This is a genomic window from Arenimonas sp., from assembly GCF_035721105.1.
Classification (GTDB): domain Bacteria; phylum Pseudomonadota; class Gammaproteobacteria; order Xanthomonadales; family Xanthomonadaceae; genus Arenimonas.
The window spans coordinates 99,808-112,293 of record NZ_DASTNG010000017.1 but is presented as its reverse complement, the minus strand read 5'-3'; the positions used below and the strand labels follow the sequence as shown (position 1 = coordinate 112,293).

The following is a 12,486-nucleotide window of genomic DNA, read 5'->3' as shown; positions in this document are numbered from 1 at the left end:
CGGCGATCTTGGCCAGGGCCTCGAAGCCGTCCGTCGCCGTCACCACGTCGCAGCCCTCCTTCTTGAGAAGGGTCTCGGCGGTGCGCCGGATGGTCTTGGAATCGTCGATGACCATGACCCGCAAGCCGGCCAGGTGGTTGTCTTCCATCTCACTCCCCATTGCGATGCTTTCCCTGGCAGTGCGCGGCCCCTAGCGGGTTCCGCACATTATTAGCTTATATCCCAGCCGAGGCGGAATGTGTCAAGCACGGCACGGTTCCGGTGTGACCGACCTCACCCTCCCCGGGATGCCCTGATAGTCTAAGGCTCCGCGAGGATGGAGATGCAGCGCCGATGGCACTGGACGTGGCCGTGGTGATGGATCCGATCGGCAGTATCAAGATCGGCAAGGATACAAGCTTTGCGATGATGCTCGAGGCCCGGCGTCGCGGGCACCGGCTGCATTACGTCGCGCCCGGCGGCCTGTCGCTGGACGGCGAGCGGGCCATGGCCCGGATGGCGGCGGCCGAGGTCCGGGACGACCCGGCCGACTGGGTCACCCTGGGCCCGGTCGAGCGCCGCCCGCTGGCGGCCATGGACGTGGTGCTGGTCCGGACCGACCCCCCGTTCGACGCCAACTACTTATATGACACCCACATCCTGGGCCTGGCCCAGGCCGAGGGGGTGCTGGTGGTCAACGACCCCCGGGGCCTGCGGGACCTGAACGAGAAGCTGGGCGCCCTGCTCTTCCCGCAGTGCTGCCCCCCGACCCGGGTCTCCCGGGACGCGGCCGAGCTGCGGGCCTTCGTGGCCGAGCACGGGGACGCCGTGCTCAAGCCGCTGGACGGCATGGGCGGCCGCTCGATCTTCCGGGTCCGCACCGGCGACACCAACCTGAACGTGATCCTGGAAACCCTGACCGACAACGGCCGCAACCTGGCCCTGGCCCAGCGCTACCTGCCGGAGATCAAGGACGGCGACAAGCGCATCCTGCTGGTCGACGGCGAGCCGGTGCCCTACTGCCTGGCCCGCATCCCCCAGGGCGACGAGTTCCGCGGCAACCTGGCCGCCGGCGGCCGCGGCGAGGGCCGTCCGCTGTCGGACCGCGACCGCTGGATCGCCGCCCAGGTCGGCCCCGAGCTCAAGCGCCGGGGCATGCTGTTCGTAGGCCTGGACGTGATCGGCGACTACCTCACCGAGGTCAACGTCACCAGTCCGACCTGCGTGCGCGAGCTCGACGCCCAGTTCGGGCTCAACATCGCCGGCCAGCTGTTCGACGCCATCGAGGCCCGCCGGGCCGGCCGCGGCTGAGATGGCGGCGCCCGTCATCGGCCCGGCCGAGCGGCTCAGCGCCACCCTGGCGCTGAGCCTGGTCGTGTTCGGGGTGCTGGTCCTGGGCGTGGGCTTCGCCCGAGACGCCGCGGCCCCGATCACCCCGACCCTGGACGTGATCCTGACCGAGACCCGCAGCGACGCCGCCCCCGAGGACGCCGACTTCATCGCCCAGGCCAACAACCAGGGCGGCGGCGACAGCGACGTGGCCGAGCGCCCGCGCGAGGAGCAGCTGGCGCCGGTGCCCAAGCCCGAGCCCGGCCTGGCCCCGGAAACCCTGGTCGCCCAGGCCCCGCCGCCCGAGCCCGAGCCGACCCCGCGCGTGCTCACCACGACGGCCGACAGCGACTTCGCCCTGCCCGTCCCCAAGGACCAGCGCGAGACCGAGCCCAGCGCGCTGGCCCCCGGCCGCGAGCTGATCGAGCAAAGCCTGGAGATGGCCCGCCTGGCGGCGGAGATCGAGCGCAAGCAGGAGCTGCGCGCCAAGCGACCCAAGCGCAAGTTCGTCTCGGCCAGCACCCAGGAATACGAGTACGCCAGCTACCTGCGCGCCTGGGTGGTGAAGGTCGAGCGCGTCGGCAACCTCAACTACCCCGACGAGGCCCGCCGCCGCGGCCTGGGCGGCCGGCTGGTGATGACGGTGGCGGTGCGCCGCGACGGCAGCATCGAGGAAATCCTGCTCAACCGCAGCTCCGGGCTGGGCGTGCTGGACCAGGCCGCGATGCGCATCGTGCGCCTGTCCGAACCCTTCCCGCCGCTGCCGCGCACCGACGAGAACATCGACGTGCTGCACATCACCCGCACCTGGCAGTTCCGCAACGGCAGCGTCGCCAGCGAGTAGCCCGCCCGGCCGCGCGTCGGGGCGACGCGCGGGGCCTCAGCTCAGCAGCGCGTCGATCACGGCCATGCGCACCGGCAGGCCGTTGGCCACCTGGGCCAGCACCCGCGACTGCGGGCCATCGGCCACCGCGCCGTCGATCTCGATGCCGCGGTTCATCGGGCCCGGGTGCATCACGATGGCGTCGGGCGCGGCCAGCGCCAGCCGCCGCGGGTCCAGGCCGTAGTCGCGGAAGTAGTCCTCGAGCGAGGCCACCAGGCCCTGCTCCATCCGCTCGCGCTGCAGGCGCAGCATGATCGCGACGTCGACGCCGGCGACCGCATCGTCGAAACGTTCGACCACGCGGCAGCCGCGCAGAGTGTGCGCATCGGGCAGCAGGTTGGCCGGACCGCAGACGCGGATCTCGCCGCAGCCCAGCGCGCGCAGCGCGTGCAGGTCGGAGCGGGCCACGCGCGAATGCAGCAGGTCGCCGGCCACCAGCACCTTCAGCGCGGACAGGTCATGGCCCTTGGCCTGGCGCAGCGTCAGCATGTCCAGCAGGCCCTGGGTCGGGTGCGAGGCGCGGCCGTCGCCGGCGTTGATCACGTGGGTGCCGGGGTTGGCGCCGGCGGCCAGCTCGGCCACCGCGCCATCGCTGGCGTGGCGGATCACGAAGACGTCGACGCCCATCGCTTCGATCGTCTTGAGGGTGTCGAGCGGACTCTCGCCCTTCTTGGTCGACGAGGTGGCGACGTCGAAGTTCAGCACGTCCATGCCCAGGCGGGTCGCCGCCAGCTGGAAGCTGCTGCGGGTGCGGGTGCTGGCTTCGAAGAACAGCGTGCACAGCGTGCGCCCGGCGTGCCGGCCGCGCAGGGCGGTGCCGGCGTGGGCGTGCGGCAGCATCTGGCCGGCGCGCTCGAGCAGGTCGTCGAGCCGGGCGGCCGGAAGGCCGTCGAGGGTCAGCAGGTGGTGGAAGCGGCCGTCGGGCGTGGTCTGCAGGGCGTGGCTCATGGGGTGGCGTCACCGGGTTCGAGGGGCGTGCGGGTGGTCGGGTCGGCCAGCCAGCGTTCGAGGATCACCACGGCGGCGACGGCGTCGAGCTGGTCGGCCTGCGAGCGCTTGCGGGCGCCGGCGGCGCGGCCGGCGGCGAAGCGCTGCGCGGCCTCGATCGAGCTGCGGCCTTCGTCCACCTGCTGCACCGGCAGCGCGTAGCGGCGCGCGAGCTCGCGGGCAAAGCCGCGGGCGCGCTGGCGGGCGGGCTGGTCGCCACCGTCGGCCGGGATCGGGTCGCCGACCACCAGCGCGTCCGGGCGCCAGTCGCGCATCCAGCGGTCGAGCCGGGGCCAGTCCGGGCCGCCGGCGTGCACGTCGAGCACGCCCACCTCGCGGGCGCTGAGCGACACGGTGTTGCCGACGGCCACGCCGATGCGCCTGGCGCCGACGTCGAAGCCAAGCAGGGTGACGGGGCCGGTCATGCGTGGCCCGAGTAGTCGGCCAGGGTGGACAGGTCGACGCCCAGCCGGCGGGCGGCGGCGTGCCAGCGCTCGCCCAGCGGGGTCTCGAACACGATGGCCTGGTCGGCCGGCACGGTCAGCCAGCTGTTCTGGGCCAGCTCGGCCTCGAGCTGGCCGGCCTCCCAGCCGGCGTAACCCAGCGCCACCAGCACCTGGCGCGGACCGCCGCCGCGGGCCAGGGCCTCGAGGATGTCGCGCGAGGTGGTGACCGACAGGCCCGGGGCCACGTGCAGGGTCGACGCCCATTCGCTGTCGTCGCCGTGCAGGACGAAGCCGCGGTCGGGGAACACGGGACCGCCGGCGACGATGGCGCGGTCCGCGAGCGCGCGGTCCCCGGTCGGCAGCTTGAGCTGGTCGAGCAGTTCGCCGACCGTGTAGTCGGCCAGCCGGTTGATGACGATGCCCATGGCGCCGTCGGCGTCGTGCTGGCAGACCAGGGTCACGGACCGCTGGAAATTCGGATCGTCCAGCGCCGGCATCGCTACCAGGAAGTGATCGGCCAGGGACGGGATGCCATGCATGCCGCCATTCTACCGCGCGCAAAAAGGGGTCAGAGTAAATATTTGTTTGAAACAAATATTTACTCTGACCCCTTTTCCGGGCGGGTTACTTGGCTTCGGAGAGCTCGACGCCGTCCAGGCCCTGGGACAGGGTGCGGGCGTCGCCGCCCTGGGCGAGCTTGATCTTGAGGCGGACCTCGTTGGCCGAGTCGGCGAAGCGCAGGGCGTCCTCGTAGCTGATCTCGCCGGCCTGGTAGAGCTCGAACAGCGCCTGGTCGAAGGTCTTCATGCCCAGGTTGGTCGACTCCTTCATGACGTCCTTGATCTTGTGGATCTCGCCGTCGCGGATGTAGTCCTGCACCAGCGGCGTGCCGAGCAGGATCTCCATCGCCACGCGGCGCGACTTGCCGTCCGGGGTCGGGATCAGCTGCTGCGCGACCACGCCCTTGAGGTTCATCGAAAGGTCCATCAGCAGCTGGCTGCGGCGGTCTTCCGGGAAGAAGTTGATGATGCGGTCCATCGCCTGGTTGGCGTTGTTGGCGTGCAGCGTGCACAGCACCAGGTGGCCGGTTTCGGCGAAGGCGATGGCGTGGTCCATGCCCTCGCGGGTGCGCACCTCGCCGATCATGATCACGTCGGGCGCCTGGCGCAGGGTGTTCTTGAGCGCCGCGTCCCAGCTGTCGGTGTCGATGCCGACTTCACGCTGGGTGATGATGCAGCCCTCGTGCTTGTGCACGAACTCGATCGGGTCCTCGATGGTGATGATGTGGCCCGAGGAGTTCATGTTGCGGTAGCCGATCATGGCCGCCAGCGAGGTCGACTTGCCGGTGCCGGTGGCGCCGACGAACAGGATGATGCCGCGCTTGGTCATCGCCAGCGTCTTGATGACGGCCGGCAGGCTCAGCTCTTCGACGGTCGGGATGCGGGTCTCGATGCGACGGAGCACCATGCCGACCTGGTTGCGCTGGTAGAAGCAGGACACGCGGAAGCGGCCGACGCCGGACACGCCGATGGCGAAGTTGCACTCGTGGGTCTTTTCGAACTCCTCGCGCTGCGAGGGGTTCATGACGTTGAGCACCAGGTCGCGCGACTGCTGCGGGGTCAGCGGATTCTGGGTGATGGGCGACAGCTTGCCGTTGACCTTCATCGACGGCGGCACGCCGGCCGTGATGAACAGGTCCGAGGCCTTCTTGTGCGCCATCAGCTTCAGGAAGGAGGTGAAGTCGATGCTGCTCATGCGTGCTCCTGTTCTGCCACCGTGGCCTTGGCCCGGTGGCGGTGCTCATGTGGCGTCCTGCCAGCCCCCCGACCGGCAGCGGCGTCAGTCGAAAAGCTTCTTTTCCTTGGCGTATTCCTTGGCCTGCAGCTTGGTCACCAGGCCGCGCTTGACCATGTCCTGGAGGCACTGGTCGAGGGTCTGCATGCCGTACTGCTGGCCGGTCTGGATCGCCGAGTACATCTGCGCCACCTTGTCCTCGCGGATCAGGTTACGGATGGCGGGGGTGGCGATCATGATCTCGTGCGCCGCGACGCGGCCGCCACCGACCTTCTTGAGCAGCGACTGCGAAATGACCGCGCGCAGCGACTCGGAAAGCATGGAGCGGACCATCGGCTTTTCGCCGGCCGGGAACACGTCGATGATGCGGTCGATGGTCTTGGCCGCCGACGAGGTGTGCAGGGTCGCGAACACCAGGTGGCCGGTCTCCGCGGCGGTCAGCGCCAGGCGGATGGTTTCCAGGTCGCGCATCTCGCCGACCAGGATGTAGTCGGGGTCTTCGCGCAGCGCCGAGCGCAGGGCCTCGTTGAAGCCATGGGTGTCGCGGTGCACTTCGCGCTGGTTGACCAGGCACTTCTGCGAGGTGTGCACGAACTCGATCGGATCCTCGACGGTGAGGATGTGGCCGAATTCGTTCTTGTTCACGCTGTCGACCATGGCCGCCAGGGTGGTGGACTTGCCCGAACCGGTCGGACCGGTCACCAGCACCAGGCCCTGGGGCTGCTGCACCAGTTCACCGAAGATCTTGGGCGCGGCCAGCTCCTCGAGCGTGAGGATCTGGCTGGGAATGGTCCGGAACACGGCGCCGGCGCCGCGGTTCTGGTTGAAGGCGTTGACGCGGAAGCGCGCCAGGCCCGGGATTTCGAAGGAGAAGTCGACCTCGAGGAAGTCCTCGTAGTCGCGGCGCTGCTTGTCCGACATGATGTCGTACACCAGCGCGTGGACCTGCTTGTGGTCCAGGGCCGGGATGTTGATTCGGCGGACGTCACCGTCGACGCGGATCATGGGCGGCAACCCGGCCGACAGATGGAGGTCGGAGGCCTTGTTCTTGACCGAGAATGCCAACAGTTCGGCGATGTCCATTTTCTTGTGTCCCCTCAGCGCATCAAACGGATAGGCGACCGCGCGTCCCCGGGGCAGTATAGCCCTATCCACGAAGGTGAATACCCCCCATGGCAGCGCTGCACCCGACTCTTCACGACGTCCTGCAAACCATTGAAAACGCGGCCTTGCTGGCAGGCCGGCCACGGCAGGTGCAGCTACTGGCCGTGTCCAAGACCCGGCCCGCCCCGGCGGTGCGCGCGCTCGCCGCGGCCGGCCAGCGCGCCTTCGGCGAGAACTACGTCCAGGAAGGCGTCGCCAAGGCCCGCGAGCTGCACGACCTGGGGCTGGAATGGCACCTGATCGGCCACCTGCAGTCGAACAAGTGCCGGGAGGCGGCCGAGTGGTTCGACTGGGTGCAGTCGGTCGACCGCATGAAGCTGGTGGCGGCCCTGGACCAGGCCCGCCCCGCCGACCGCCCACCGCTGAACGTGCTGCTGCAGGTGAACGTGGACGGCGAGGCCGGCAAGTCCGGCTGCCGCCCGGACGAGGTGATGGCCCTGGCGGACGCCGTGGCCGCCGCGCCGCGCCTGCGCCTGCGCGGCCTGATGGCCATCCCGGAGCCGCATCCCGACCCGGCGCACCGCCGCGCCAGCTTCCACCGGCTCCGGCAGCTGCAGGACGCGGTCGCCGCCCGCCACGCCGGCGTCGACACCCTGTCGATGGGCATGAGCGACGACTTCGCGCTGGCCATCGCCGAGGGCGCCACGCTGGTCCGGATCGGCACTGCCCTGTTCGGCCCGCGCGCCCCGTGAACCCCTTACCCGACGGATCTTCCCAATGAACAACCACGCGATCGCATTCATCGGCGGCGGCAACATGGCCCGCAGCCTCATCGGCGGCCTGCTGGCCCAGGGCCGCGCGCCCGAGACCCTGCGCGTGGCCGAGCCGGTCGCGGCCCTGCGCGAGGCGCTGGCCGCCGACTTCGGCGTGCGGGTCCGCGACACCGGCCCCGAAGCCGCCGACGGCGCCGCCACCTGGGTGCTGGCGGTCAAGCCGCAGGTGATGCGCGAGGTCTGTGAAGGCCTGGCCACCCTGGCGCAGATCCATCGCCCGCTGGTGGTGTCGATCGCCGCGGGCATCCCCACCGCAAGGATCGACCAGTGGCTGGGCGGCGGCCAGGCCGTGGTCCGCGCCATGCCCAACACCCCGGCGCTGCTGGGCGCCGGCGCGACCGGTCTGTTCGCCAACGCCACGGTCGGCGCGGGCCAGCGTGAAGAAGCGAACGCGCTGATGCAGGCCGCCGGACTCACCGCCTGGATCGACGACGAGGCGCTGATGGACGCCGTGACCGCCGTCTCCGGCAGCGGCCCGGCCTACGTGTTCCTGCTCGCCGAGGCGATGCAGGCCGCCGGCGAGGCGCAGGGCCTCGCGCCCGACACCGCCCGCACCCTGGTGCTGCAGACCCTGTTGGGCGCGGCGCGCATGCTCAGCGAATCCGGCGAACCGGCCGCCGTGCTGCGCCAGCGCGTCACCTCGCCCGGCGGCACCACCCAGGCCGCGATCGAATCCTTCGAGGCCAACGGGTTCCGCGATCTCGTCGCCCGGGCCATCTCCGCCGCCACCCACCGCGGTCGCCAGCTCGCCGCCGGTTGAGCCAGGTTTCGACGCGGGTGGCGGCCGGGCCGTCCGGAGATGGACGGAGGAGAGGGCGGGCGCGATGATGGGCGCCCACCCCCAGGAGGACTGGCCATGCGCCCGATGACTGCCGTGATCGCCCTGTTTGCGCTGCTGGCCGCCGTGCCGGCGCTGGCCGAGAACTCCCTGCGTGCCGGCGACATCACCGTCCACTTCAACGCCCTGCCCTCGACCACGCTCACGCCGGAAGTGGCGCGCGCGAACGGCATCACCCGCTCCGCCAACCGGGCGCTGGTGAACATCGCCGTGCGCCAGGGCGAGCCCGGGGCCGACCGCGCCGTCCCCGCGACGGTGACGGTGTCGGCCACCAACCTCAACGGCCAGCGGGTCGACCTGCGCATGCGCGAGGTCCGCGAGGGTGAGGCCATCTACTACCTGGGCGAAGCGCGCACCTCGGGCCACGAGACGCTCACCTTCGACCTGTCGGTGACGCCGGAAGGCGCCGACAAGCCGATCCGCACCGTGTTCCGCCAGGAGTTCTTCGGCCAGTGAGCCTGCTGCTGGTACGCCACGGCCAGGCGAGCTACGGCGCCGCCGACTACGACAACCTGTCCGAACGCGGCCACCTGCAGGCGCGCCGCCTGGGCGAGTGGCTGGCGCGCGGCGGCCATCGCTTCCAAGCCGTGGTGGTCGGCGGCATGCGCCGGCACCGCCAGACCGCCGACGGCGTGATCGAGGCCTTCGCCGCGCAGGGGCTGGCGCTGCCCGAACCGGTCGCCGACCCGGGTTTCGCCGAGTTCGACCACGAGGCGGTGTTCAGCACCTGGCTGCGCGAGAACGCGACCCACCCGGTCGCGATCGCCAGCCGCAGCGGCCTGCCGCGCGACGTCGGCGCCATGCTGCAGGCAGCGCTGCTGGCCTGGGCCCGGGACGAACTGCCCGGCCTGCCGGAAAGCTGGGCCGCCTTCGGCGCGCGCGTGCATTCGGCCGGCGAGCGGCTCGAGGCGCTGGCCGGCGATGGCGAGGCGCTGGTGCTCAGCTCCGGCGGGGTGATCTCGCGGCTGGCGCAGATCGCGCTGGACGTGCCCGACCACCGCGCGGTCGAACTCAACCTGGCGCTGCGCAACAGCGCCCTGAGCGAATTCCACCCGCACGCCGGCCGCCTGCGCCTGGGCAGCTGGAACGCGCTGCCGCACCTGCACGGCGCGCGCGAGCTCTGGACCTACTACTGAGCATGCCGTTCACGCCCCTCCACCTCGGGCCGGGCCTGGTCTTCAAGGCGATCGGAGGCCGGCATTTCAGCTTCATGGTGTTCGGCGGCGCGCAGGTGTTGATGGACATCGAGCCGCTGCTGGGCATCGTCAACGGCTGGCCCAGCCTGCACGGCACCACCCACAACCTGGCCGGCGCACTGCTGATCGGCACGCTCGCCGGCGCCATCGGCCGCCCCGTCAGCGAACGCGTGCTGCGCTGGCTGCGCATCGCGCATGCACCGTTCACCTGGCGCGCCTCGTTCCTCGCGGCCTACGCCGGCACTTTTTCACACATCGCACTCGATGCGCTGATGCACGCCGACATGGCGCCGCTCTGGCCACTTCGCGACGGCAACGCCTGGCTCGGCGCGCTGTCGCTCGAGCACCTGCACCTGGCCTGCCTGGCCACGGCGCTGCTGGGCGGCGCGGTGCTTGCCGTGCGCGCCCTCCTCGCCCGTCCGAAAAGCGACCCCCGCCGATGACCGACACCCCACCCCCGGCCGCCACCGACGCGCTGGCCCTGCCCGAAGCCGCGCTCGCCGACTACCTGCAGGCGCAGCTGCCCGGGTTCCGCGGACCGCTCACGGCCACCAAGTTCAAGGGCGGGCAGTCCAACCCGACCTACCGCATCGACGCCGCCAGCGGCACGTACGTGTTGCGCCGCAAGCCGCCCGGCGTGCTGCTGCCGTCGGCGCACGCGGTGGACCGCGAGTTCCGCGTGCTGCAGGCCCTGCACGGCGGCCCGGCGCCGGTGGCGCGGCCGCTGCACCTGTGCACCGACGCGTCGGTGATCGGCGCGATGTTCTACCTGATGGACTTCGTCGACGGCCGCATCTTCTGGGACCCGTCGCTGCCGGACCTGGCGCCCGCCGGGCGCGGCGCGCTCTACGCCGGCATCATCGACGCGATGGCCGCGCTGCACACGATCGACCCGGCGGCGGTGGGCCTGGCCGACTTCGGCAAGCCCGGCAACTACTTCGCCCGCCAGCTGCACCGCTGGACCGAGCAGTACCGCGCCAGCGAGACCGGGCCTATCCCGGCGATGGACGCCCTGATCGCCGCCCTGCCCGCCCGCTGCCCGGCCGACGACGGCAGCGTGGCCCTGGTGCACGGCGACTTCCGCATCGACAACCTGATGTTCGATCCGGTGCAGCCGAAGGTGATCGCCATCGTCGACTGGGAGTTGTCCACGCTGGGCCACCCGCTCGCCGACCTGGGTTACTTCTGCATGGCCCTGCGCCTGCCGCGCAACCCGGCCCTGCCCGGCCTGGCCGGCCTGGACCGCACGGCGCTGGGCATCCCGGACGAGGCGGCGCTGCTGGCGCGCTATTCCGGCCTCACCGGCCGCCCGATCCCGGCCGACTGGCCCTTCGTCCTCGCCTTCAGCTTCTTCCGCCTGGCGGCCATCGCCCAGGGGGTCGCCAAACGCGCCCAACAGGGCAACGCCTCCAGCGACCAGGCGGTCCAGGCGGGGCGCATGACCGCCCTGCTGGCGCAGCTTGGCGTGGACGTCTTGGGCTGACGGGGGGTGGGGGTTTTTAAAATTTGAACGCGGATCAAAGCGGAAACTTCGGATAAGAGCGGATAAAGCGAAATGGGTTTAGTGCGCGCCGAGACTGGAGTCATTGGCCTCGACGCCCACCGTCGCGAAATCGGCGCGCCAAATTAAAAATTCCGCTTTTATCCGAAGTTTCCGCTTTGATCCGCGTTCAAATTTTAAAATCCCGCCCACCCGCGAATCACGGCCGCCATGGCGCGCACGCCGTCGGTGAGGGCGGCGGGGCCGGGTTGGAGGATGAGGGGGGATTTGATTTCGTGCAGGTCGCCGGTGCGGACGGCGGGCACGGTGTCCCAGCCCAGGCGTGAGGCCACCTTCGCGGGCTGGAATTTCTTGCCGCACCAGGAGCCGAACACGATGTCGGGGGCGCGGGCGATGATCTCGTCGTCGTTGGCCAGGATGCGGTGCCTGGCCAGCGACTGCGCCGCCAGTTCGGGGAAGATGTCGTCGCCGCCGGCGATGCGCACCAGTTCGGCCACCCACTGGATGCCGCTGATGCGCGGCTCGTCCCACTCTTCGAAGTAGACCTTCGGGCGGCGCGGCAGGGTCGCGGCTTCGGCGGCGATCACGTCGAGGCCACGACGCAGTGCATCGGAGTAGTCATTCGCCGGGCCGGCGGCGCCCACCAGCGCGCCCAGGCGGCGCACGTAATCGATGATGCCGTCGACGCTGCGGTGGTTGCTGATCCACACCTCGACGCCGCGCCGCACCAGCTCGGCGGCGATGTCGGCCTGGATGTCGGAGAAGCCGACCACGAAGTCGGGCCGCAGCGCCAGGATCTCGTCGATCTTGGCCGACGTGAAGGCGCTGACCTTGGGCTTTTCCTTGCGCGCCTTCGCCGGCCGCACCGTGAAGCCGGAAATCCCGACGATGCGGTCCTGCTCGCCCAGCGCGTACAGGACTTCGGTGGGCTCTTCGGTCAGGCAGACGATGCGGCGCGGGCCGTGGCTCACGGGAACAGCAGCCGCCGGGTCCAATGGCCGTCGACGCGCGCGTAGCTTTGGCGCTCGTGCAGGCGGTACTTGGCGCCGTACCAGAACTCGATGCGCTCGGGCACGACCCGGAACCCGGACCAGTGCGGCGGCCGCGGCACCTCGCCGCCGGCGAACTTCTTCTCGAAGGCGTCGATGCGCGCCTCGAACAGCTCGCGCGAATCGAGCACCTGCGACTGCAGCGAGGCCCAGGCGCCGATCTGGCTGGCGCGCGGCCGCGAGGCGAAGTAGGCGTCGGCCTCGGCCAGGTCCACCGGCTCGACCGTGCCTTCGACCTTCACCTGCACCTGCTCGCGCAGCTGCTTCCACAGGAACAGCAGCGCGGCCTGCGGGTTGGCCGCCAGCTGCTGGCCCTTGCGGCTGTCGTAGTTGGTGTAGAACACGAAGCCGCGGGCATCGAAGGCCTTGAGCAGCACCGTGCGCGCGGAAGGCCGCCCCTGCGCGTCGCAGGTGGCGACCGTCATCGCGGTCGGTTCCGGGTCACCCCCGGCGGTGGCCTCCGCCAGCAGGGTGGCGAAGGTGTCCAGGGCTTCGGCGTACAGGTCGGTCATGCGGGGATCCTCGTTTGCGACATTGTCGCTCCGAA

The 12,486-nt window shown here is 70.7% G+C and carries 15 protein-coding genes and 1 pseudogene; 8 read left to right on the top strand and 8 right to left on the bottom strand.

From position 1 onward, the window contains the following. A pseudogene (locus VFQ84_RS02090) lies at positions 1 to 148 on the bottom strand (response regulator); the annotation flags it as partial. A gap of 185 nt (positions 149 to 333) precedes the next feature. On the opposite strand from VFQ84_RS02090, the gene gshB reads away from it, so the two are divergent. Together gshB and VFQ84_RS02080 are read left to right on the top strand one after the other, a co-directional pair. Then, the gene (gene gshB / locus VFQ84_RS02085) at positions 334 to 1,290 is read left to right on the top strand and encodes a glutathione synthase (RefSeq protein WP_325128715.1); all 957 of its coding nucleotides are present in this window, start codon (positions 334 to 336) and stop codon (positions 1,288 to 1,290) included. Between the two features lies 1 nt (position 1,291). Continuing rightward, positions 1,292 to 2,152, top strand: a complete 861-nt coding sequence (locus tag VFQ84_RS02080) for an energy transducer TonB (protein WP_325128713.1) — start codon at positions 1,292 to 1,294, stop codon at positions 2,150 to 2,152. Positions 2,153 to 2,188: 36 nt separating this feature from the next. On the opposite strand, the gene VFQ84_RS02075 is transcribed toward VFQ84_RS02080, so the two are convergent. The 5 genes from VFQ84_RS02075 to VFQ84_RS02055 form a co-directional block, all read right to left on the bottom strand. Next, positions 2,189 to 3,139 carry an aspartate carbamoyltransferase catalytic subunit gene (locus tag VFQ84_RS02075; RefSeq protein WP_325128711.1) on the bottom strand — a complete coding sequence of 317 codons (951 nt, stop codon included), beginning with the start codon at positions 3,137 to 3,139 and terminating at the stop codon, positions 2,189 to 2,191. Then, positions 3,136 to 3,603 carry a Holliday junction resolvase RuvX gene (gene ruvX / locus VFQ84_RS02070; protein WP_325128709.1) on the bottom strand — a complete coding sequence of 156 codons (468 nt, stop codon included), beginning with the start codon at positions 3,601 to 3,603 and terminating at the stop codon, positions 3,136 to 3,138. Before ruvX ends, VFQ84_RS02075 begins: the two co-directional genes overlap by 4 nt. After that, complete coding sequence (locus VFQ84_RS02065; protein ID WP_325128707.1) at positions 3,600 to 4,163, bottom strand: YqgE/AlgH family protein; 564 nt, start codon at positions 4,161 to 4,163, stop codon at positions 3,600 to 3,602. The genes ruvX and VFQ84_RS02065 overlap by 4 nt, the downstream gene beginning before the upstream one ends. A gap of 85 nt (positions 4,164 to 4,248) precedes the next feature. Then, on the bottom strand, positions 4,249 to 5,379 hold the full coding sequence (locus tag VFQ84_RS02060) for a PilT/PilU family type 4a pilus ATPase (RefSeq protein ID WP_325128705.1): 1,131 nt from the start codon (positions 5,377 to 5,379) through the stop codon (positions 4,249 to 4,251). An 84-nt stretch (positions 5,380 to 5,463) separates the two neighbouring features. After that, positions 5,464 to 6,501 carry a type IV pilus twitching motility protein PilT gene (locus VFQ84_RS02055; protein WP_325128703.1) on the bottom strand — a complete coding sequence of 346 codons (1,038 nt, stop codon included), beginning with the start codon at positions 6,499 to 6,501 and terminating at the stop codon, positions 5,464 to 5,466. Positions 6,502 to 6,599: 98 nt separating this feature from the next. On the opposite strand from VFQ84_RS02055, the gene VFQ84_RS02050 reads away from it, so the two are divergent. The 6 genes from VFQ84_RS02050 to VFQ84_RS02025 all read left to right on the top strand — a co-directional run bounded on the left by VFQ84_RS02050 (position 6,600) and on the right by VFQ84_RS02025 (position 10,872). Further along, the gene (locus VFQ84_RS02050) at positions 6,600 to 7,274 is read left to right on the top strand and encodes a YggS family pyridoxal phosphate-dependent enzyme (protein WP_414636986.1); all 675 of its coding nucleotides are present in this window, start codon (positions 6,600 to 6,602) and stop codon (positions 7,272 to 7,274) included. Between the two features lie 25 nt (positions 7,275 to 7,299). Next, positions 7,300 to 8,115 (top strand): pyrroline-5-carboxylate reductase, encoded by an 816-nt coding sequence (gene proC, locus VFQ84_RS02045; protein ID WP_325128699.1) that lies wholly within the window; start codon positions 7,300 to 7,302, stop codon positions 8,113 to 8,115. Positions 8,116 to 8,211: 96 nt separating this feature from the next. After that, positions 8,212 to 8,649, top strand: coding sequence for a DUF4426 domain-containing protein (locus VFQ84_RS02040; protein ID WP_325128697.1), 438 nt, complete (start codon positions 8,212 to 8,214; stop codon positions 8,647 to 8,649). After that, complete coding sequence (locus tag VFQ84_RS02035) at positions 8,646 to 9,329, top strand: histidine phosphatase family protein (RefSeq protein ID WP_325128695.1); 684 nt, start codon at positions 8,646 to 8,648, stop codon at positions 9,327 to 9,329. The genes VFQ84_RS02040 and VFQ84_RS02035 overlap by 4 nt, the downstream gene beginning before the upstream one ends. 2 nt (positions 9,330 to 9,331) lie before the next feature. After that, positions 9,332 to 9,832, top strand: a complete 501-nt coding sequence (locus VFQ84_RS02030; protein ID WP_325128693.1) for a metal-dependent hydrolase — start codon at positions 9,332 to 9,334, stop codon at positions 9,830 to 9,832. Further along, positions 9,829 to 10,872 carry a phosphotransferase family protein gene (locus VFQ84_RS02025; protein ID WP_325128691.1) on the top strand — a complete coding sequence of 348 codons (1,044 nt, stop codon included), beginning with the start codon at positions 9,829 to 9,831 and terminating at the stop codon, positions 10,870 to 10,872. Before VFQ84_RS02030 ends, VFQ84_RS02025 begins: the two co-directional genes overlap by 4 nt. 194 nt (positions 10,873 to 11,066) lie before the next feature. On the opposite strand, the gene VFQ84_RS02020 is transcribed toward VFQ84_RS02025, so the two are convergent. Further along, positions 11,067 to 11,861, bottom strand: a complete 795-nt coding sequence (locus VFQ84_RS02020) for a cobalamin-binding protein (RefSeq protein WP_325128689.1) — start codon at positions 11,859 to 11,861, stop codon at positions 11,067 to 11,069. After that, entirely contained in the window at positions 11,858 to 12,451 is a 594-nt protein-coding gene (gene pdxH, locus VFQ84_RS02015; protein ID WP_325128687.1) for a pyridoxamine 5'-phosphate oxidase, read from the bottom strand. Before pdxH ends, VFQ84_RS02020 begins: the two co-directional genes overlap by 4 nt. Between the last annotated feature and the right edge of the window lie 35 nt (positions 12,452 to 12,486).